The 20233-nt window shown below is 67.8% G+C and carries 27 protein-coding genes and 1 pseudogene; 6 read left to right on the forward strand and 22 right to left on the reverse strand.

Annotated elements, in window-relative coordinates; translation table 11 throughout:
* From QM708_RS04065 to rpsJ, 15 genes are all read right to left on the reverse strand, one after another.
* A complete protein-coding gene (locus tag QM708_RS04065) occupies positions 1-186 on the reverse strand; it encodes a type Z 30S ribosomal protein S14 (RefSeq protein WP_415104660.1) in 186 nt (61 codons plus the stop codon).
* 8 nt (positions 187-194) lie between these two features.
* Complete coding sequence (rplE, locus tag QM708_RS04070) at positions 195-851, reverse strand: 50S ribosomal protein L5 (RefSeq protein WP_415104662.1); 657 nt, start codon at positions 849-851, stop codon at positions 195-197.
* Between the two features lies 1 nt (position 852).
* Complete coding sequence (rplX, locus tag QM708_RS04075; protein ID WP_415104664.1) at positions 853-1224, reverse strand: 50S ribosomal protein L24; 372 nt, start codon at positions 1222-1224, stop codon at positions 853-855.
* A 1-nt stretch (position 1225) separates the two neighbouring features.
* Positions 1226-1594 carry a 50S ribosomal protein L14 gene (gene rplN, locus QM708_RS04080; RefSeq protein ID WP_415104666.1) on the reverse strand — a complete coding sequence of 123 codons (369 nt, stop codon included), beginning with the start codon at positions 1592-1594 and terminating at the stop codon, positions 1226-1228.
* Between the two features lie 150 nt (positions 1595-1744).
* Complete coding sequence (rpsQ, locus tag QM708_RS04085) at positions 1745-2011, reverse strand: 30S ribosomal protein S17 (protein WP_415104668.1); 267 nt, start codon at positions 2009-2011, stop codon at positions 1745-1747.
* Positions 2012-2023: 12 nt separating this feature from the next.
* Positions 2024-2254, reverse strand: a complete 231-nt coding sequence (rpmC, locus tag QM708_RS04090) for a 50S ribosomal protein L29 (protein ID WP_415104670.1) — start codon at positions 2252-2254, stop codon at positions 2024-2026.
* On the reverse strand, positions 2254-2673 hold the full coding sequence (rplP, locus tag QM708_RS04095) for a 50S ribosomal protein L16 (protein ID WP_415104672.1): 420 nt from the start codon (positions 2671-2673) through the stop codon (positions 2254-2256). The genes rpmC and rplP overlap by 1 nt, the downstream gene beginning before the upstream one ends.
* Positions 2674-2676: 3 nt before the next feature.
* Positions 2677-3489, reverse strand: a complete 813-nt coding sequence (rpsC, locus tag QM708_RS04100; protein ID WP_415104674.1) for a 30S ribosomal protein S3 — start codon at positions 3487-3489, stop codon at positions 2677-2679.
* 2 nt (positions 3490-3491) lie between these two features.
* Positions 3492-3893, reverse strand: a complete 402-nt coding sequence (gene rplV, locus QM708_RS04105) for a 50S ribosomal protein L22 (RefSeq protein ID WP_415104676.1) — start codon at positions 3891-3893, stop codon at positions 3492-3494.
* Positions 3894-3918: 25 nt separating this feature from the next.
* Positions 3919-4200 (reverse strand): 30S ribosomal protein S19, encoded by a 282-nt coding sequence (gene rpsS, locus QM708_RS04110; RefSeq protein ID WP_415104678.1) that lies wholly within the window; start codon positions 4198-4200, stop codon positions 3919-3921.
* Positions 4201-4217: 17 nt separating this feature from the next.
* Positions 4218-5054, reverse strand: coding sequence for a 50S ribosomal protein L2 (rplB, locus tag QM708_RS04115; RefSeq protein ID WP_415104680.1), 837 nt, complete (start codon positions 5052-5054; stop codon positions 4218-4220).
* 20 nt (positions 5055-5074) lie between these two features.
* Positions 5075-5383, reverse strand: a complete 309-nt coding sequence (gene rplW / locus QM708_RS04120; RefSeq protein WP_415104682.1) for a 50S ribosomal protein L23 — start codon at positions 5381-5383, stop codon at positions 5075-5077.
* Positions 5380-6057: a 50S ribosomal protein L4 gene (gene rplD, locus QM708_RS04125; protein WP_415104684.1), complete on the reverse strand. Its 678-nt coding sequence runs from the start codon at positions 6055-6057 to the stop codon at positions 5380-5382. Before rplD ends, rplW begins: the two co-directional genes overlap by 4 nt.
* Positions 6054-6716, reverse strand: coding sequence for a 50S ribosomal protein L3 (rplC, locus tag QM708_RS04130; RefSeq protein ID WP_415104686.1), 663 nt, complete (start codon positions 6714-6716; stop codon positions 6054-6056). Before rplC ends, rplD begins: the two co-directional genes overlap by 4 nt.
* An 11-nt stretch (positions 6717-6727) precedes the next feature.
* Entirely contained in the window at positions 6728-7039 is a 312-nt protein-coding gene (gene rpsJ, locus QM708_RS04135) for a 30S ribosomal protein S10 (RefSeq protein WP_129459144.1), read from the reverse strand.
* A 366-nt stretch (positions 7040-7405) separates the two neighbouring features.
* On the opposite strand from rpsJ, the gene serC reads away from it, so the two are divergent.
* Together serC and QM708_RS04145 are read left to right on the forward strand one after the other, a co-directional pair.
* Entirely contained in the window at positions 7406-8485 is a 1080-nt protein-coding gene (gene serC, locus QM708_RS04140) for a 3-phosphoserine/phosphohydroxythreonine transaminase (protein ID WP_415104688.1), read from the forward strand.
* Between the two features lie 20 nt (positions 8486-8505).
* Positions 8506-9675, forward strand: coding sequence for a phosphoglycerate dehydrogenase (locus QM708_RS04145; RefSeq protein WP_415104690.1), 1170 nt, complete (start codon positions 8506-8508; stop codon positions 9673-9675).
* Positions 9676-9679: 4 nt separating this feature from the next.
* Here the strand turns inward: QM708_RS04145 and QM708_RS04150 are convergent, their stop codons facing one another.
* The 6 genes from QM708_RS04150 to QM708_RS04175 all read right to left on the reverse strand — a co-directional run bounded on the left by QM708_RS04150 (position 9680) and on the right by QM708_RS04175 (position 13629).
* Entirely contained in the window at positions 9680-10126 is a 447-nt protein-coding gene (locus QM708_RS04150) for a hypothetical protein (RefSeq protein ID WP_415104692.1), read from the reverse strand.
* The gene (locus QM708_RS04155) at positions 10123-10902 is read right to left on the reverse strand and encodes an HAD-IIB family hydrolase (RefSeq protein WP_415104694.1); all 780 of its coding nucleotides are present in this window, start codon (positions 10900-10902) and stop codon (positions 10123-10125) included. The genes QM708_RS04150 and QM708_RS04155 overlap by 4 nt, the downstream gene beginning before the upstream one ends.
* A gap of 74 nt (positions 10903-10976) precedes the next feature.
* Entirely contained in the window at positions 10977-11825 is an 849-nt protein-coding gene (locus tag QM708_RS04160) for a PTS system mannose/fructose/sorbose family transporter subunit IID (protein WP_415104696.1), read from the reverse strand.
* Positions 11826-11835: 10 nt separating this feature from the next.
* On the reverse strand, positions 11836-12672 hold the full coding sequence (locus QM708_RS04165) for a PTS mannose/fructose/sorbose transporter subunit IIC (protein WP_415104698.1): 837 nt from the start codon (positions 12670-12672) through the stop codon (positions 11836-11838).
* Positions 12673-12706: 34 nt separating this feature from the next.
* Positions 12707-13198: a PTS system mannose/fructose/N-acetylgalactosamine-transporter subunit IIB gene (locus QM708_RS04170; RefSeq protein ID WP_415104700.1), complete on the reverse strand. Its 492-nt coding sequence runs from the start codon at positions 13196-13198 to the stop codon at positions 12707-12709.
* Positions 13198-13629 carry a PTS sugar transporter subunit IIA gene (locus tag QM708_RS04175; RefSeq protein ID WP_415104702.1) on the reverse strand — a complete coding sequence of 144 codons (432 nt, stop codon included), beginning with the start codon at positions 13627-13629 and terminating at the stop codon, positions 13198-13200. The genes QM708_RS04170 and QM708_RS04175 overlap by 1 nt, the downstream gene beginning before the upstream one ends.
* Before the next feature lie 368 nt (positions 13630-13997).
* Between QM708_RS04175 and mutA the strand changes: the two genes are divergently transcribed.
* The 4 genes from mutA to QM708_RS04195 all read left to right on the forward strand — a co-directional run bounded on the left by mutA (position 13998) and on the right by QM708_RS04195 (position 19495).
* Positions 13998-15869: a methylmalonyl-CoA mutase small subunit gene (gene mutA / locus QM708_RS04180; RefSeq protein WP_415104704.1), complete on the forward strand. Its 1872-nt coding sequence runs from the start codon at positions 13998-14000 to the stop codon at positions 15867-15869.
* Positions 15866-18058, forward strand: a complete 2193-nt coding sequence (scpA, locus tag QM708_RS04185) for a methylmalonyl-CoA mutase (protein WP_415104706.1) — start codon at positions 15866-15868, stop codon at positions 18056-18058. The genes mutA and scpA overlap by 4 nt, the downstream gene beginning before the upstream one ends.
* Positions 18055-19041 carry a methylmalonyl Co-A mutase-associated GTPase MeaB gene (meaB, locus tag QM708_RS04190; RefSeq protein ID WP_415104708.1) on the forward strand — a complete coding sequence of 329 codons (987 nt, stop codon included), beginning with the start codon at positions 18055-18057 and terminating at the stop codon, positions 19039-19041. Before scpA ends, meaB begins: the two co-directional genes overlap by 4 nt.
* 106 nt (positions 19042-19147) lie before the next feature.
* The gene (locus QM708_RS04195; RefSeq protein WP_415111522.1) at positions 19148-19495 is read left to right on the forward strand and encodes a hypothetical protein; all 348 of its coding nucleotides are present in this window, start codon (positions 19148-19150) and stop codon (positions 19493-19495) included.
* A 46-nt stretch (positions 19496-19541) separates the two neighbouring features.
* Here the strand turns inward: QM708_RS04195 and QM708_RS04200 are convergent.
* Positions 19542-20159, reverse strand: a pseudogene (locus tag QM708_RS04200) (substrate-binding domain-containing protein); the annotation flags it as partial.
* Positions 20160-20233 lie beyond the last annotated feature (74 nt).

The raw sequence follows: 20233 nt of genomic DNA on the forward strand, positions 1-20233 counted from the left end.
TCACCAGGAGGACTTGGTCACGCCGGGCAGTTCGCCGCGGTGAGCCATCTCGCGCAGGCAGATGCGGCACAGGCCGAACTTGCGGTACACCGACTTGGGGCGGCCGCACTTGTTGCAGCGGGTGTAGGCGCGCACCGCAAACTTGGGCTTGCGGCTCTGCTTGACCTTCAGGCCAGTCTTTGCCATCTGTCAGCTCACTTCTTCCTCGACGACAACTGCTTCTTGATCTGGCTCTTCGAGCCGGTGAAGGCGCGCTTGCGGGCGACGGCCTTCTTCGGATCGTTCTCGGGAGCCTTGAACGGGAAGCCGAGGTGCTTCAGCAGCGCGCGGCCCTCCTCGTCGGTGGTCGCCGAGGTGACGAACGTGATGTCCATGCCGCGCACGCGATCGATCCGGTCCTGGTCGATCTCGTGGAACATGACCTGCTCGGTCAGGCCGAAGGTGTAGTTGCCCTGGCCGTCGAACTGGTGGGCCGACAGACCGCGGAAGTCGCGGATACGGGGCAGCGCCAGCGTCAGCAGACGGTCGGCGAACTCCCACATCCGGTCACCGCGCAGGGTGACGTGGCAACCGATCGGCATGCCCTCGCGCAGCTTGAACTGCGCGATCGACTTGCGGGCCTTGGTCACGGTCGGCTTCTGGCCGGTGATCGCGGTGAGGTCGCGGACTGCGCCGTCGATCACCTTCGAGTCACGCGCGGCCTCGCCGACGCCCATGTTCACCACGATCTTCACCAGACCGGGGATCTGCATGACGTTGTCGTAGGTGAACTCGGCGTTCAGCGCGTCCTTGATCTCGGAGCGGTACTTCTGCTTCAGGCGGGGCAGTTCCTTAACGGACGTGTCGGCCATCTCAGATCTCCTCTCCGGTGGCGCGGGCGATGCGAACCGAACGGGTCGCGGTGTACTCGGTGCCGTCGGGACGACGCTTGGTGACCTCGACGCGCTTGTAGCCGACGCGGGTCGTCTTGGCGTTCTTGCCCTTGCCGGACACGACGAGCGCCACATTGGACGCGTGGATCGGCGCCTCGGTCTCGACGATGCCGCCGCTGTTCTGGCCGGCCTGCGGGTTCGCGGCCTGGTGCTTCTTGACGACGTTGACGCCTTCGACGATCACCCGGTTCTCCTTGGGGAAGACGGCGATGATCTCGCCCACCTTGCCCTTGTCGTGACCGGCGATCACCTTCACGGTGTCACCCTTCTTCACGTGCAGCGAGTTCGCCATGTCAGATCACCTCCGGAGCGAGCGAAATGATGCGCATGTAGCGCTTGTCACGCAGCTCGCGGCCCACCGGACCGAAGATGCGCGTGCCGCGGGGCTCGCCGTCATTCTTGAGAATGACCGCCGCGTTCTCGTCGAACTTGATGTAGGAGCCGTCGGGACGACGGGTCTCCTTCACGGTGCGGACGACGACCGCCTTCACGACGTCGCCCTTCTTCACGTTGCCACCGGGGATGGCGTCCTTGACCGTGGCGACGATGGTGTCGCCCAGGCCTGCGTAGCGACGCTTCGAGCCACCGAGCACACGGATGCACAAGATCTCCTTGGCACCAGTGTTGTCGGCGACCTTCAGTCGCGTCTCCTGCTGGATCATGTCTTCTCCTGTAGTTTCGCCGGTTCCCTCACCTGAAGGGCCTGGCGGAACGGTTGACCGGTTTCGCGCTCCAGGCGCGAGAGGTGCGAAGGTTTCCACTGGTCGGGTTTCCAAGCCGGGGTCAGCTGGCCTTCGCGCCTCCGGTCGGGCTTACTTGGCCTTCTCGACGATCTCGATCAGGCGCCAGCGCTTGGTCGCCGACAGCGGCCGGGTCTCCATGATCCGGACGCGGTCGCCCTTGCCCGCCGAGTTCTCCTCGTCGTGGGCCTTGAGCTTCAGCGTCTTCGTCATGACCTTGCCGTACAGGGCGTGCTTCACGCGCTGCTCGATGGCCACCGTGATGGTCTTGTCCATCTTGTCGCTGACCACGACGCCTTCGCGCACCTTGCGCGCGTTGCGCTCAACAGTCTCACTCATCAGGTTCGTGCCTTACTTCTGGAGGTCGGGGTCTTCGACGATGCCCAGGTTGCGCTCCTGGATCACGGTGTAGACGCGAGCGATGTCCTTGCGGACCTCACGCAGGCGTCCGTGCGACTCGAGCTGACCGGTCGCGGCCTGGAAGCGCAGCGTGAACAGCTCCTCCTTCAGCTCGACGACCTTCTTGTCCAGCTCCTCGCGGCTCAGGCCGCGCAGGTCCGCGGCGACGAGAGACTTCGCCATCAGATCTCACCTGCTTCCCGCTTGATGAAGCGTGCCTTGAACGGCAGCTTGTGGATGGCCAGACGCATGGCCTCACGGGCCACGTCCTCCGGCACGCCGGAGAGCTCGAAGAGCACACGGCCCGGCTTGATGTTCGCGATCCACCACTCGGGCGAACCCTTACCCGAACCCATGCGGGACTCCGCGGGGTGCTTGGTCATCGGACGGTCGGGGTAGACGTTGATCCACACCTTGCCGCCACGCTTGATGTGACGGGTCATGGCGATACGAGCGCTCTCGATCTGACGGTTGGTCAGGTACGAGGACTCCAGCGCCTGGATGCCGTAGTCGCCGAAGGCCAGCTTCGTGCCGCCCTTGGCCATGCCATCACGCTTCGGGTGGTGCTGCTTACGGTGCTTGACGCGACGGGGAATCAGCATGGGTCATGCTCCTTCGCTCTGCGCCGCCTCGGCCACGGGGGCCTCGGCAGCGGCTTCGGCGCGGCGGCGTCCGCCACGCTCGGGACGATCGCCACGGCCACCACCGTCGCGGCGCGGGCCACGGCCCGGGCGACGCTGGCCACCGGTGGCGGCGGCGCGGGCGGCCTTCTGGGCGGCGCGCTCGGCGCGGGACCCGGAGACGTCACCCTTGTAGATCCACACCTTCACGCCGATGCGGCCGAACGTGGTGCGAGCTTCGTAGAAGCCGTAGTCGATGTCGGCGCGCAGCGTGTGCAGCGGGACGCGACCCTCGCGGTAGAACTCCGAGCGGCTCATCTCGGCGCCACCGAGACGGCCCGAGCACTGGATCCGGATGCCCTGGGCGCCGGACCGCATCGCGGTCTGCTGCGCCTTGCGCATCGCGCGGCGGAAGGCTACGCGGGCGCCGAGCTGCTCGGCAATGCCCTGGGCGACGAGCTGGGCATCGATCTCGGGGTTCTTCACCTCGAGGATGTTCAGCTGCACCTGCTTGCCGGTCAGCTTCTCCAGCTGGCTGCGGACGCGTTCGGCCTCGGCACCGTTGCGGCCGATGACGATGCCCGGACGCGCGGCGTGCAGGAAGATCGTGACGCGCTCGGAGCGGCGCTCGATCTCGATGCTGCTGATGCCGGCACGCTCGAGGTTCTTCGTCAGCCACTCACGGATCTTGACGTCCTCGGCCACCAGGGCCGCGTAGTTCTTGTCCGCGTACCAACGCGTCTTGTGATCGGTGGTGATGCCCAGGCGGAAGCCATGGGGGTTGATCTTCTGTCCCATGCTCAGGCTCCCTTCGTGCCCTTGGGCTCGACGACGACGGTGATGTGCGATCCACGCTTCAGGATCCGGCTCGCGGAGCCCTTGGCCCGCGGGCGGATCCGGCGCAGCGTGACGCCCTCATCCACGAACACCTGGGAGATGAACAGGTCGTCGACCCGCAGGCTCTCGGTGTTCTCTGCGTTGGCGGCCGCGGACGCGACCACCTTGTAGACAGGCTCCGAGGCGGCCTGCGGTGCGAACTTCAGCACCGCGAGGGCCTCGTTGACGCCCATGCCGCGGACGACGTCCACGACACGACGCACCTTGGTCGGAGACATCCGGACGTGACGCGCGATGGCGTACGAGCCGGGACGGTCCCCGAGCAGCGCAGCGCGACGGCTCGGCCGCGATTCGTTGTTGCTCATGAAATCTCGTTCCTCTTCTCGTTCGTCAGCGCCGGCGCGACTTCTTGTCGTCCTTCACGTGTCCACGGTAGGTACGCGTCGGGGCGAACTCGCCCAGCTTGTGACCCACCATGGACTCCGAGATGAAGACCGGGACGTGCTTGCGGCCGTCGTGGACGGCGATGGTGTGACCGATCATGTCGGGGCTGATCATGGATCGGCGCGACCAGGTCTTGATGACGTTCTTGGTGCCCTTCTCGTTTTGCACATCGACCTTCTTGGCCAGGTGCTCGTCGATGAAGGGGCCCTTCTTCAGGCTGCGTGGCATCTCTTCCTACTCCCCGATCAGCGCTTCTTGCCGGACTTGCGACGGCGGATGATGAGCTTGGTGCTCGCCTTGTTCTTGTTGCGGGTGCGGCCCTCGGGCTTGCCCCACGGGCTGACGGGGTGACGGCCACCGGACGTGCGGCCCTCGCCACCACCGTGCGGGTGGTCGATCGGGTTCATCACGACACCGCGGACGGTCGGGCGGATGCCCTTCCAGCGGTTGCGTCCGGCCTTGCCCCAGTTGATGTTGCTCTGCTCGGCGTTGCCGACCTCGCCGACCGTCGCGCGGCAGCGGACGTCCACCATCCGCATCTCGCCCGAGGGCAGACGCAGCGTGGCGAAGCGGCCCTCGCGAGCGACCAGCTGGATACGAGCGCCGGCCGAGCGGCCCATCTTGGCACCGCCGCCGGGGCGCAGCTCCACCGCGTGCACCGTGGTGCCGACCGGGATGTTGCGCAGCGGCAGGTTGTTGCCGGGCTTGATGTCAGCGCCCTCGCCGGCCTCGACCTTCGCGCCCTGCTTGAGGCCCTCGGGAGCGATGATGTAGCGCTTGGCGCCGTCGACGTAGTGCAGCAGCGCGATGCGGGCGGTGCGGTTCGGGTCGTACTCGATGTGAGCGACCTTCGCCGGGACGCCGTCCTTGTCGTACCGCTTGAAGTCGATGATGCGGTAGGCCTGCTTGTGTCCACCACCGATGTGACGGGTGGTGATCCGGCCCTGGTTGTTACGGCCGCCGGTCTTCTTGATCGGGACGGTCAGCGACTTCTCCGGGGTCGAGCGCGTCAGCTCGGCGAAGTCCGAGACCGACCCGCCGCGGCGACCCGGGGTCGTCGGCTTGTACTTGCGAATAGCCATGTCTTCTCAGTCCTTCTGCCTCAGGCGCCCTGGCCGAAGATGTCGATCCGCTGGCCCTCGGCCACCGTGACGATCGCACGCTTCGTGTTGGGACGCTTGCCCGTGCCGTAGCGCAGGCGGCGGGCCTTGCCCTGGCGGTTGATGGTGTTGACCGCGGTGACCTTGACGCCGAAGACCTTCTCCACGGCGATCTTGATCTCGGTCTTGTTCGCATCCGGCGCCACGAGGAACGTGTACTTGTTCTCGTCCAGCAGGCCGTAGCTCTTCTCGCTGACCACGGGCGCGAGCAGGATGTCGCGGTGGTCCTTGATCTTCAGGGCGTTGCTCACTTCTCGGTCTCCTTGGCTTCGGACTCGGTGGCGACAGCCTTGACCGACTTGCCCTTCGCCGGGCCGGCCACGAAGGCCTCGAGCGCGGCAGCGCTGAAGACCACGTCGTCGGCGACGACCACGTCGTAGGCGTTGAGCTGGTCGGCGGCGATCAGGTGCACCGAGGCGACGTTGCGCAGGCTCAGCCAGGCGAGGTCCTCGTCACGGGCGAGCACCACCAGGACGCGCTTGCCGGCGACGGTCTCCATCGCCTGCAGGGCGGCCTTGGTGGACGGCTTGTCGCCGGCGACGAACGACTCCACGACGTGGATGCGGCCGTCACGAGCGCGGTCGGACAGCACACCGCGCAGGGCGGCGGCGACCATCTTCTTGGGGGTGCGCTGCGCGTAGCCGTGCGGCTGCGGGCCGTGCACGATGCCACCGCCGGTCCACTGGGGCGCGCGGCGCGAACCCTGGCGGGCGCGGCCGGTGCCCTTCTGGCGCCACGGCTTCGCGCCACCGCCGCGGACCTCGCCGCGGGTCTTGGTGGAGTGCGTGCCCTGGCGGGCGGCGGCCTGCTGGGCCACCACGACCTGGTGGATCAGCGGGACGTTGGTCTGGACGCCGAACAGCGCTGCGGGCAGCTCGGCGGTCTTCTCGGTGCCGATGATGGCAACGTTCAGCGAGTCGCTCATGCCTGGGCTCCCTTCTTGGCGGCGGTGCGCACGACGACCAGCGCACCCTTGGGGCCGGGGACGGAGCCCTTGACCAGGATGAGGCCGCGCTCGGCGTCCACCGAGTGGATGGTGAGGTTCTGCACGGTGACCTTCTCCACGCCCATGCGGCCGGCCATCTTCATGCCGGGGAACACGCGCGAGGGGGTCGAGGACTGGCCGATCGAACCCGGGGAACGGTGCTTGCGGTGCACACCGTGGCTGGCGCGCAGGCCGTGGAAGCCGTGACGCTTCATGACGCCCGCGGTGCCCTTACCCTTGGTGACGCCGGTGACGTCGACGATCTGGCCGGCGTCGAAGACGTCGGCCGCGGCGACCTCCTGGCCCAGGGTGTACTCGGAGGCGTCCGCGGTGCGGAGCTCGACGAGGTGGCGGCGCGGTGTCACGCCGGCGGCGGCAAAGTGGCCGGTCTCCGGCTTGTTGACGCTCTTGGGCTTCACGGCGCCGAAGGCGAGCTGGACGGCCGAGTAGCCGTCGGTCTCCGGGGTCCGGACGGCGGTGACCACGCAGGGTCCCGCCTGGATGACGGTGACGGGGACGACCTTGTTGTTCTCGTCCCAGAGCTGGGTCATGCCGAGCTTGCTGCCCAGGATGCCTTTGACGGTGCGTTCGTTGTTCATGGCAGCGGACCTCACGGAAGCTTGATCTCGATGTCCACACCGGCCGGAAGGTCGAGACGCATCAGCGAGTCAACCGTCTTCGGCGTGGGGTCGAGGATGTCGATGAGCCGCTTGTGGGTGCGCATCTCGAAATGCTCGCGGCTGTCCTTGTACTTGTGGGGCGACCGGATGACGCAGTACACGTTCTTCTCGGTCGGCAGGGGCACCGGGCCGGCAACCTGAGCGCCGGTACGGGTGACCGTGTCGACGATCTTCTTCGCCGACGTATCGATGACCTCGTGGTCATAGGCCCGGAGTCGAATCCGGATCTTCTGTCCCGCCATGGATATCCTTCTACTGAGTCGTGGCCAGGCCGCATCTTGCCTGCCCTCGGGTGGGGCCTCTCGGTTGAAAAACCCCTAGTCACTCCGACCCCCGCGCTCGGGCGTGTCGCGCTTTTCAGGGCCGCACAAGATCACGATCTCGTCATCTTGGTAGGGCCCGGCGGTGACCACCGGAGCTGCCGGAGAGGCTTTCCGGCGGAGCCAGGAGGGCCGGACGGCCTTTCCCAACCTTGCCGCCACCAGCGTCAAAGCAACCCCACTATCTTGTCACGGACGCCTAGCAGCGGCAAATCTGCGCCCCCCGGGCACTTTTCGTCCAGTGACCGCCTGCGGGCGCAGGCGCGCGGTGGTGGGAGACTGAGGGTCATGCGTGTCTACAACTTCTCCGCCGGCCCGGCCATGATGCCGCTCGAGGTGCTCCAGCGAGCCCAATCGGAACTGCTCGACTGGGGTGGTTCGGGCATGTCGGTGATGGAGGTCTCGCACCGCGGCAAGGCGTTCGTCGCCTGCGCGGCGCAGGCCGAGGCCTCCCTCCGCCGCGTTCTGGGCATCAGCGACGACTACGCGGTGCTGCTGCTGCAGGGCGGCGCGCTGGGCCAGTTCGCCGCGCTGCCGCTCAACCTGACCGCCCCGGGCCAGCGGGCCGCCTACCTGAACACCGGTGACTGGAGCAAGAAGGCCATCGCCGAGGCGCGCCGCTACTGCGAGGTGGACGTGGCCGCCGACGAATCGGCGTCGAACTTCACCCGCACCCCCGAACCCGGTTCCTTCACGGTTGACCAGGCGTCCGCCTACCTGCATTACACGCCCAACGAGACGATTCGCGGCGTGGAGTTCGGCTATGTTCCCGACGCCGGCGCGGTGCCGCTGGTGGCCGACATGAGCTCGACGATCCTGTCCCGCCCGGTCGACGTGTCCCGCTTCGGCGTCATCTACGGCGGCGCCCAGAAGAACATGGGCCCCTCCGGCCTGGTGGTCGTGATCGTCCGCCGCGACCTGCTCGGGCGGGCCCGGCCACAGACGCCGACCGTGTGGGACTACACCGTGCAGGCCGGCGCCGACTCGATGATCAACACGCCACCGACCTTCGCGATCTACCTGTTGGGCCTGGTGCTCGATTGGATCACCGAACTGGGCGGCCTGGACGCCGTCGCCGCGCGCAACAAGGCCAAGGCCGACGCGCTGTACTCGTTCATCGACGCGTCGGGCTTCTATTCCAACCCGGTCGCGCCCGAGGCTCGCTCCTGGATGAACGTCCCGTTCCTGGTGGCCGACCCGTCGCTGGAGAAGACCTTCGTCGCCCAGGCCGAGGCCGCCGGCCTCACCAACCTCGCCGGCCACCGCTCCGTGGGTGGCATGCGCGCCAGCATCTACAACGCCATGCCGCCCGAAGGCGTGGCGGCCCTCATCGATTTCATGAAGGAGTTCGAGCGCACCCACGGCTGAGGCCGTCCGCTCACATGACCATGACGTACCGCATTCGCACCCTCAACGCGATCAGCCAGGCCGGACTCTCCCGGCTGCCCGCCGACCAGTTCGCCGTCGGCCCCGACATCGCCGACCCGCACGCCCTGCTGCTGCGTTCGGCCAGCCTGCACAACCAGCCCATCCCGGCGTCGGTGCTCGCCGTCGCACGGGCCGGCGCGGGCACCAACAACATCCCCATCGCCGAGTACTCCAAGCGCGGCATCCCGGTGTTCAACACCCCCGGCGCGAACGCCAACGCGGTCAAGGAGCTGGTGGTGGCCGGCATCTTCCTGGCCGCACGCAATATCGTGGACGCCGCGGCCTTCGCCCACCGCCTGGAGGGCGACCACGCCACGATGGACAAGATGGTCGAGGCCGGCAAGCGCAACTTCGTCGGCTTCGAACTGCCGGGCCGCACCCTGGGCGTGATCGGCCTGGGCGCCATCGGTGTCGAGGTCGCCAACGTCGCCATCTCGCTCGGCATGCGCGTGCTGGGCTACGACCCGGCGATCACGGTCGAGCATGCGTGGAGCCTGTCGGCTCAGGTCGAGCGGGTGACCAAGCTGGAGCAGCTGCTGAAGCGCTCCGACATCATCACCCTGCACGTCCCGCTGGTGGACGGCACCCGCAACCTGATCGGTGCGCCCGAGTTCGCGGCGATGAAGTCCTCGGCGGTGCTGATCAACTTCGCGCGCGGCCCGATCGTGAACGAGCAGGCGCTGATCTCGGCCCTGGAGGGCAATGAGCTGCGCGGCTACGTGTGCGACTTCCCGACCCCGACGCTCAACAAGCGCCCGAGGGTGGTCACCCTCCCCCACCTGGGTGCGTCCACGCGCGAGGCCGAGGAGAACTGCGCCCTGATGGCGGCCGACCAGCTGCGCGACTACCTGGTCAACGGCACCATCCGGAACTCGGTCAACTTCCCGCGCGCCGAGCTGCCGCGCGCCGAGGGCCGCCAGCGGATCACGATCGCCAACGCGAACGTGCCGAACATGGTGGCGCAGATCTCGGCCCTGCTGGGCGAGGCGAGCCTGAACATCGCCGACCTGCTCAACGGCTCGCGGGGCGAACTCGCCTACACGCAGGTGGACGTGGACGGGCCCGTTCCGGGCGCACTGGTGGAGCGGCTGCGCGCCGTCCCCGGCGTGCTGTCGGCCCGGGTCATCTGAGAAGTCACGCGCCGCGCCGGCGTTCGTCGCGCGCGGCGCGCTTCTCGGCCCATTCGACGTAATCGATGAGGGCCTGCTTCGTTTCGGGGCGCAGCATCTTGTTGTCGTTCAGCATCTGAGTCACCCGCAGCCGGATGAACTCCAGGTACTCGGCGTTGCGGGTGCGCTGGTACTGCGTCTTGGCCTCCTCCAGATCGGAGAAGTCGCGGCGCACCTGGTTCTCCAGCATGCGGCGTCCGGCCATCGCGACGATGGCCACCGACACCGCCACGATCGAGCCGATGCCCTGGGTGAGCGGGTAAAGCACGATGGCGAGCACCATCAGGCCGGTGACCACGTAGTGGGTGCCGTAGGTGAACCCGGCCGGGCCCGCGGTGCCCAGCGCCCATTCCTTGACATCGACGCGGCCATGCGTCCGGTTGCGGGTCATCCAGTCGGAGATGCGGCTCATCGGGTTTCCTCCAGCAGTCGGTCGATCAGGTCCTCGGCGCGCGCGACTTCGGACTCGCAAACCGACTTCACCTCGTCGGGAGAATAGGTGAAACAGACGGCGTGGTCGGCGTTCTCGTGCATCGGGATGTCGTTCCACGAGTCGCCCAGCGTCCACAGTTCGACGGCCGTGCCGCCGAACTGCCCGTCCAGCAGACGGCGCAGCCCCGCGCCTTTGTCGGCGCCCGGCGGCACGATGTCGAGGAAGGTCTGGTTGCGGTGCACCTCGAACCGGCCGGCGTAGTCGGTGCGCAGCATGGCTTCGATGCGGTCGCGTTCGGCATCGTCGGTGATCAGCATCGGAATGCCGATGAACCGGTGCTCGGCGAACTGCTCAGGCGCCAGCGGGGTGAACTTCGACAGGATCGGATCCACCCACTCGGCGTTGTCGCTCAGCAGATAGTCGTTGTCGATCGTGGTGGCATAGGTCGCCACCCCGGGCAGGTCCTTCAGCCGGGCATGGATGTCGGTGACCAGCTCCACCGGAATGTAGGAGGCGTCCACGACAGCGTAGGCGCCATCGGTGATCACCGCCCCCGAGTAGCAGACGCAGTAGTCGAATTGCAGACCTGAGGGCCGCAGGACGTCGTCGGTGGCGAAGATCGACTTGCCGGTCGAGATGACCAGCAGGTTGCCGGCCGCGCGCCAACGGTCCAGCGCCTGTTTGGCCGCGGGCGGCACGGCACGATCGAACACGATCGTGCCGTCGAGGTCGGTCGCCAACAGGCGTCGGGTCATGGATGAGTCCTTACTCGAAAAAAACGAAGGTGGGGCGGCGACCGGGTCGCCACCCCACCCTTAGTTCGGGCCGATCAGAGGCCGAGCCAGCCGAGGCCGTAGCCCACGATACCCACGACGAACATGCCGAGGATGATCCAGATAGCGTTGACCTTGCGGCGCAGCAGCCACATGCACAGGAACGTCAGCAGCAGGGCCGCGACGCCGGGCAGCAGCGAATCGAGGATGCCCTGCACCGTGGTGACGACCTCTTCTCCGGCGGAGTTCGTGTACTCGGACACGATGCCGGGGAACTTGATCGACGTCCACTTCGACACGAGCGCGCCCATGACGAACAGACCGAGGATGGACGCCATCTGCGTGATCTTGCGCAGCTGGTTGCCCCCCACCTCGGCGACGATGTTGGTGCCGCGGTCATAACCCAGCTTGAAGCCGTACCAACGGGTCAGGATGCGCAGCGCGTTGATGCCCACGAAGAACAGCAGCGGGCCGGCGATATTGCCCGACAGCGCCAACGCCGCACCCAGCGCGGCGAGCACCGGACGAAGGGTGCCCCAGAAGACCGGGTCGCCGACACCGGCGAGCGGGCCCATCAAGCCGACCTTCACGTTGGTGATGGCCGCCTCGTCGAGTTCGTCGCCACGGGACTTGGACTCTTCCATGGCCGCGGTCACGCCGAGGATCGGCGAAGCGACCCACGGCTGGGTGTTGAAGAATTCCAGGTGACGCTTGAGAGCTTCGGCCTGGTCTTCCTTCTTGGTGTAGAACCGCTTGATCGCCGGGATCATCGAGACGCAGAAGCCGATGGCCTGCATGCGCTCGAAGTTGAACGAGCCGAGCAGGAACGACGAGCGGATGTAGATGTTGCGCAGATCACCCGCGGTGAGCTGCTTCTCGGGTGCCTTGGTTTCCGTAGTGGTCATGAGAGCTCCTTCAGTCCAGCTCGTCGTCGAGGTCGTCGTCCAGATCCGCCGCGCCGCCACCGGCCATCGCCGGCTGACGCGCCGGGAGGGTGACTGAGTCGTGGAACTGCGGGTTGAGCTGGATGTAGATGACGGCGAGGCAGGCGCCGATGATGCCGAGCGCCACCAGGGTGATACCGGTGTTCAGGGTCGTCATGAAGGTGGCGACCACGAAGCCCAGGAAGAAGAACGGCATCAGCGCGCGCGCCTTCATCATGTTGATGACCATCGCGTAACCGACCACGACGATGAAGCCACCGGCCACCTGCAGGCCGCCGGTGATCACCGGCGGGATCGCCTCGAGGGCGTTCTTCACCGTGTCGCCGGAGGCGATCACGGCCACGACGGCGGTCGGGATGGCCACGCGCAGGCCCTGCAGCAGCAGCGCCGAGAAGTGCATGATCTCGATGCCTCTGAAGTTGGCGTTCTCAGCGAATCTGTCGGCTTGGTGCTGGAAGAAGACCGCGATGGTACGGACGAAAATCGTCAGCGCCTGGCCGGCGACGGCCAGCGGGATCGCGACCGTGATCGCTTCCTGGGCGGACTGTCCACCCTGGATCACGATGACGGTCGAGACGGTGGAGGCGAGGGCGGCGTCGGGAGCCATGGCGGCGCCGACGTTCATCCAGCCGAGAGCGATCAGCTCGAGCGTGCCGCCGACCATGACGCCGGTGGTCACGTCGCCCAGCGCCAGGCCGGTGAGGGTGCAGGCCACCAGCGGACGGTGGAACTGGCGTTCGTCACACACGCTGCCCATGCCGGCGAGCATGGCCACGAGGATGACGAGGATCAATGCCACGGGGGACATTAGTTCTCCTAGAGGTGAGGGGGAAGGTGGCCGGTCAGACCAGACCCTTGGCCTTGAGCGCGGGCATCAGGTCGCTGCGCTCGGAGCCGGGGATCTGCTGGAGGTACGTCTTGATTCCGCGGCGCTCGAGCTCCTGGAAGGCCTCGACGTCTTCGGGGAAGACCGAGACGGCCTTCGAGATCTGCGTCTGGCCCTGCTTGAAGGTCATGCCGCCGACGTTTACCTCGTCGAACTCGACGCCCTCATCGAGCAGGCGCACGACATCGGCCGGGGTCTCGACGATGAAGATCGAATCCATGGTGTCGTACTTGGGGTTCTTGAACACGCGGGCGGCCTTGGCGACCGTGAGCACGTGGGTCTTCGTCGGAGCGGAGCCGACCTGCAGCAGCAGCGTCTTGCGCAGTTCGTCGTTGGCCGCGGCGTCCGAGGCACAGATAATGGTGTTGACGCCCAGGAAGTTCACCCAGTTGTTCGCGATCTGACCGTGCACGAGGCGCGAGTCGATACGCATCAGCTTGACCTTCATTACAGTTCATCCCCTTCGTCGGAGTCTTCGGTGGTGGTAGCGGCCGGCTTGTAGACCTCGGAGAAGACCCGGACGCCGACCGCACCCGCCTTCTTTGCGGTGGCCACGAGCTTGGCCAGGTCCGCGTTGCCCCGGCGCTTGCCGAGCACCTCGATGAGCATCGCGAGGCTGACGCCGGTGACGATGTCGGTCCCCTCGCGGTTCGCCGCGAAGCGCGCGGCGGCGTTGTAGGGGCTGCCACCGAAGAAGTCGACGAGCAGAAGAGTCTCGCCCTCGGCGGCATCGGCGTACTTGGCCAGCAGGTCGTCCGGACCTTCGGTGGTGTCGAACGTGACGGCCTTCACGCCGTCCTGCTCGCCCATGATCATCTGGGACGAATCGATGAGCGCCGGCGCCAGATGCCCGTGGGCGGCGATGATGACGGTAACCATGAATGTTCCTCTCGTGGCGGATCGGCCCGCCAGACCAGCTTCGATCGTAGGGGACGGACGTCTCCGACCGCCCCCCTTTAGTCGATCTATGGACTTAACACCCAACACACCCCAACATCGGCGCCGCGGTCGCGGGCGGCCTGTGCGCGCCGCCGCGCAGCCCTCGCGCCGGACGTCATGCGGGGTGGAACGCGCGGCACGAATAGGACGACCGCCACATCCGGTGCGTATACTACCGAACGTAGGAGATTCTCGGTCGGCGTCCCGGACCCACGCATCCGGACATCGGCCTCGGTGTCTTCACGAGTGTGCGCAACACGGTCCGGTCGCGCGGCCGGACCGATCCAACGAGTGAATGGTAGGTCCCCATGACGGCTGACCCCGAACAGCTCACCTTGGCCGGCTTCTTCCCGCAGGCCACGGACGAAGACTGGGAGCGAGAGGTCCTCAAGGTCCTCAATCGCGGGCGTCCCGAAGGAAAGCAGCTCGACACTGCTACCGGCCTGAAGAGGCTGACGAACACGACCCTCGACGGCATCGACATCGCCCCGCTGTATGTGGCGCGCGATGACGACGGGCCGCTCGGCTACCCGGGCGCGATGCCCTTCACCCGCGGCGCCACGGTGCGCGGGGGGGACGCGATCGCCTGGGACGTCGCCCAGTTGCACGAGGACCCCGACGTGGCGGCCACCAACAAGGCCGTCCTCACCGACCTGGAGCGGGGCGCCACCTCGGTGTGGTTCCGCGTCGATCCGGACGCGCTGCCCGCCGGCCGTCTCGCCGACGCCCTGGACGGCTTCTTCGCCGACCTCGCGCCGGTGCGGGTGTCGTCGAACACCGATCAGGACGCCGCGGCGTCCGCACTGGTCGGCTACTGGCGCGCCGCCGGTGACGCCGCGCAGGTGAGCGGCAACCTCGGGATCGACGCGCTGGCGTTCGCCGCCTTGCACGGCACCGAGCCCGACCTGTCCTCGCACCGGCGCTGGGTCGCCGAGGTCGCCGGCATGCCGAAGGTCACCCCGCTGACCGTGGACGTGCTGCCCTACCACGGCGCCGGCGCCACGGACGCCCAGGAGCTCGCGTTCGCGATCGCCACCGGCGTGGAGTATCTGCGTGACCTGGAGGACGCCGGTATCGCGGCGTCCGAGGGCGTGAAGCTGCTCGAGTTCCGGGTGGCCGCGACGGCCGACCAGTTCGCCACCATCGCCAAGCTGCGCGCGCTGCGCCGGCTGTGGGCGCGGGTCGCGGCCGAGTGCGGCGTCGGCGAGGCCGACCGCGGCGCACGCACGCACGCCGTGACCAGCCCGCGGATGATGTCGCGGGTCGACCCGCACGTGAACATGCTGCGCTGCACGATCGCGACGTTCGCCGCCGCCGTCGGTGGCGCCGAGGTCGTCACCGCGCTGCCGTTCGATCACGCCGCCGGCCTGCCGACCCCGTTCAGCCGCCGGATCGCCCGCAACATCCAGGCGATCGCGGCCGAGGAGAGCCACGTCGGCCGGGTGCAGGATCCCGCGGGCGGCTCGTGGTACGTCGAGTCGCTGACCGACGATCTCGCACAGGCGGCCTGGGCGCTGCTGGGTGAGATCGAGGCGTCCGGTGGCATGGTGAAGGCGCTGGCCGGCGGCGACGTCGCGGCCCGCATCGACGCCAGCAATGCCGCCCGGGCCAAGCAGTTGGCCACCCGCAAGATCGAGCTGACCGGCGTGAACATGTTCCCGCTGGCCGGCGAGAAGCCGTTCGAGGCCAAGGCGCGTCCCGAGGCGCCGGTGCTGGCCGGGTTGAAGCAGATCCGCGACTCGGAGGTCTTCGAGGGGCTGCGCAACCGCGCCTGGGCCCATGAGGCGGCCACCGGTGCGGCACCCGACGTGCTGATGGCCTGCCTGGGCGCCCAGCGCGACTTCGGCGGACGCCAGGGCTTCGCGCTCAACGTCCTGCTGGTGGGCGGCATCAACCCGACCCAGAGCCACGGCGGCACGCCTCAGGAGATCGCGGCGAAGGCCGTCGAACAGCGCCAGAAGATCGTGGTGCTCGCCAGTTCCGCGGCCATCTACGCCGAGCAGGCCGTTCCCGTCGCCCAGGCGCTGAAGGACGCCGGCGTCGAGAAGGTCTACCTGGCCGGCCAGTTGAGGGAGGCCGGGGACGTCCCTGAGGGCCTCTTCGACGGCACCATCGCCTTGGGCATGGACGTCGTCACCTACCTTGAATCCGTCTTCGAGACCCTGGGAGTGGCCCGATGATCCCCCGTTTCGATTCCGTCCCGCTGGGTGACGGACGCCCGTCCGAGCAGGCCGCGGCCGCCTATGCCGCCGCACTCGCCTCGGCGGGGGCGTCCGACGCCTCGTGGGAGACGCCCGAGCAGATCGCGGTCAAGCCGTTGTTCGGCGACACCGACCTGGCGGGGCTGGACTTCCTGGACACCCGCCCGGGCATCCCGCCGTTCCTGCGCGGCCCGTACTCGACGATGTACGTGAACCGGCCGTGGACGATCCGCCAGTACGCCGGCTTCTCCACCGCCGCCGAGTCCAACGCCTTCTACCGCCGCAACCTGGCCGCCGGCCAGAAGGGCCTCTCGATCGCGTTCGACCTGGCCACCCACCGCGGCTACGACTCCGATCACCCGCGCGTCTCCGGCGACGTCGGCATGGCGGGCGTGGCGGTCGACTCGATCCTCGACATGCGCCAGCTGTTCGAGGGCATCCCGCTGGACCAGATGTCGGTCTCGATGACGATGAACGGCGCGGTGCTGCCCGTGCTCGCCTTCTACGTGGTCGCCGCCGAGGAGCAGGGCGTCAAGCCCGAGCAGCTGGCCGGAACGATTCAGAACGACATTCTGAAGGAGTTCATGGTCCGCAACACCTACATCTACCCGCCGACGCCGTCGATGCGGATCATCTCCGACATCTTCGCGTTCACCTCCGCGAATATGCCGAAGTTCAACTCGATCTCGATTTCGGGCTACCACATGCAGGAGGCGGGCGCGACGGCCGACATCGAGATGGCCTACACGCTGGCCGACGGGGTGGAGTACATCCGCGCCGGCCAGGCGGTCGGCCTGAACGTGGACAAGTTCGCGCCGCGGCTGAGCTTCTTCTGGGCCATCGGGATGAACTTCTTCACCGAAGTCGCCAAGATGCGTGCCGCGCGCATGCTGTGGGCCCGCCTGGTGAAGGAGAACGGCGCCAAGAACCCGAAGTCGATGTCGCTGCGCACGCACAGCCAGACCTCGGGCTGGTCGCTGACCGCTCAGGACGTGTTCAACAACGTGACCCGCACCTGCCTGGAGGCGATGGCGTCCACCCAGGGCCACACCCAGTCGCTGCACACCAACGCGCTGGATGAGGCCATCGCGCTGCCGACCGACTTCTCCGCCCGGATCGCCCGCAACACCCAGCTGTTCATCCAGCAGGAGTCGGGCACTTGCCGTCCGATCGACACCTGGGGCGGCTCGGCCTATGTGGAGCGGCTCACCAACGAGTTGGCCAGCAAGGCCTGGGCGCTGATCGAGGAGGTCGAGAACGCCGGCGGCATGGCCAAGGCGATCGAGGCCGGCATCCCGAAGATGCGCATCGAGGAGGCCGCGGCCCGTACCCAGGCGCGCATCGACTCCGGCCGCCAGCCGGTGATCGGCGTCAACAAGTACGAGGTCGAGGACGAGGAGCCGATCGAGGTGCTCAAGGTCGACAACGCGACCGTGCGCGCCGAGCAGATCGCCAAGCTGGCCAAGCTGCGCGCCGAGCGCGACGAGCCGGTCACCCAGGAGGCGCTGAAGCGGCTCACCTGGGCGGCGGCGAACCCGGATCCGACCGATCCGGACCGCAACCTGCTCAAGCTGGCCATCGACGCGGCCCGCGCGCGGGCGTCCCTGGGCGAGATCTCCGACGCGCTGGAGTCCGAGTTCGGGCGTTTCACCGCGCAGATCCGTACCATCAGTGGGGTGTACAGCAAGGAAGCCGGCAAGACCGAGGCGACCGAGGCGACCCGGGCGCTGGTGGAGAAGTTCGAAGAGGCCGAGGGACGCCGTCCGCGCATCCTGGTCGCCAAGATGGGCCAGGACGGCCACGACCGCGGCCAGAAGGTGATCTCGACCGCGTTCGCCGATCTCGGCTTCGACGTCGACGTCGGCCCGCTGTTCCAGACGCCGGAAGAGGTGGCCCGCCAGGCCATCGAGGCGGACGTGCACGTGGTGGGCGCGAGCTCGCTGGCGGCCGGCCACCTCACCCTCGTCCCGGCGTTGCGCGAGGAGTTGAACAAGCTCGGTCGCGAAGACATGCTCATCGTGGTCGGCGGCGTCATCCCCGCCCAGGACTTCGCCGAGCTGCGCGAGAAGGGTGCGGATGCGATCTTCCCGCCCGGAACGAAGATCCCCGAGTGCGCCCAGGAACTCCTGGAGATCCTGTTGCAGCGTCAGGGAGCGGCCCCGGCATGAGACAAGCACTGGACCCGGCGGCCCTCGCAGAGCAGGTGGTCGCCGGGTCTCGTGCCCATGTGGCGCGCGCACTGACCCTGGTCGAGTCCTCACGTCCCGACCATCGCGCCCAGGCACGCGAACTGCTCACCCTGCTGCGCCCGCACACGGGCTCGGCGGTCCGCGTCGGCATCTCGGGGGTTCCCGGTGCCGGCAAGTCGACGTTCATCAACGCGATGGGCGTCCGGTTGATCGAGCGCGGCCACAACGTCGCGGTGCTGGCGGTCGACCCGAGTTCGACCCGCTCGGGCGGCTCGGTGCTCGGCGACCGGACCCGGATGTCGGACCTGGCGATGACCGATCACGCGTTCATCCGTCCCTCCCCCACCGGCAATCACCTGGGCGGCGTCGCGCGGGCCACCCGCGAGGGCATGCTGATCATGGAGGCGGCCGGCTTCGACACGATCATCGTCGAGACCGTCGGCGTGGGTCAGTCCGAGGTCGCGGTGGCCGGCATGGTGGACACCTTCCTGCTGCTGATGGTGGCCCGCACCGGCGACCAGCTGCAGGGCATCAAGCGCGGCATCCTGGAGTTGGCCGACGTGATCACCGTCAGCAAGGCCGACGGCGACAACCAGGGCGAGGCCCGGGTGACCGCGCGCGAGCTGAAGATCGCGATGCGGCTGATCAAGTCCGACTCGGAGCATCCCACCCCGGTGCTGACCTGCTCGTCCTATACCGGCGACGGCCTGGACGAGGTGTGGCAGGCCGTCCTCGACCACCGGGCGACACTGGCCTCCGAAGGCGAGCTGGACGTCCGGCGCGCCGAGCAGCAGCGGGACTGGATGTGGGCTCTGGTGATGGACGAGCTGACCACCTCGCTGCGGCGCAGCCCGCGGGTGAAGGCGATCACGAAGGATCTCGAGGCGGCCGTCTCGCGCGGCGAGCTGAGTGCCGTCGAGGCGTCCGGGCAGATTCTGGACGCCTTCCGCGCCGACTTCTGACCGGCATTCCTGACACAGACCACACCACGGCCACACCACGGCCACACCACGGCCAGACACGCCACGGGCGGCGGTTCCCCGAGGGGAGCCGCCGCCCGTGGCGTGTGTGGGATCAGAACGGGAACTGGCTGATGTTGTCCGGGGTGACGATCACCGGCTCGCCCAGCAGCACGACGCCGTCGGCACCGACGGTGAACTCGCCCAGGCCCTCGACGGTGTACTTGGTGCCCGTCTCCGGCTTGATCTTGCACTGCGCGAACTGGTGCGCGGTCTGGAAGGCCAGCGTGCCCAGGTCGCCGACGTTCCACCAGACGGCCTCGACCTGGCCGGTCTTGATGTACTGGCTGATCAGGGTGACCGGCGCCAGGCCGGTCAGCTTGATCTTGCCCAGGTCGCCGCTTTGCGACAGCGCCTCGGCGGCGGCCGGCAGACCGATGCCCGGCGGGCACCATGATGCCCTTCAGGTTCGGGTAGGCCTGCACGAGCTCCTTGGCCTTCTGGGCGTTGACGTCGGCCTTCTCCTCGCCGTAGGCGACGGTGACGAGCTTCATGTTCGCCAGGGCCGGATCGCTGGCCAGCTGGTTCTTGATGCTGTCGATCCAGGCGTTCTGGTTGACCGCGGTCTGGGTGGAGGACAGGATCGCGAACTCGCCCTCGTTGCCCATCATCTGCGCCATCGACTTCAGCATCTGGTTGCCGATCTTGGCGGTGTCGGCCTGGTTGAGGAAGAACGAGCGCGAGGCCGGGGCGATGTCGGAATCCCACGAGATGACCTTGATGCCGGCTTCCTTCGCCTTGGCGAGGGCGGCCGAGGTGCTGTTCAGGTCGCTGCCCGAGATCATGATCACGTCGACGTTCTGCGAGATCAGCTGGTTGACGAACGGGATCTGGGCGGCGCCGGTGGCGTCGCTGGGCGAGGTGTAGATCACCTGCGAGCCGTCGGCGGCGGCGGCCTTCTCGGCGGCGTTCTTGACCGTCACCATGTACGGGTCGGTGCCCAGCTTGGGGATGATGCCGACCTTGACCGGCCCGGTGACGCACCGCTCCTGCCCCGCGCCGGCACCGGCGGAGGGGGCTGCGCTGGGAGTGGACGAACAGGCGGCCATCGTGACGGCCATCGCGGCCACCAGGCCGATGGCGGACGCCCTGACGAGTTTCTTCACGGGACTGCTCCTTACTTTGTGGTTGATCG

Source organism: Propioniciclava sp. (genome assembly GCF_047602245.1).
GTDB lineage: Bacteria > Actinomycetota > Actinomycetes > Propionibacteriales > Propionibacteriaceae > Propioniciclava.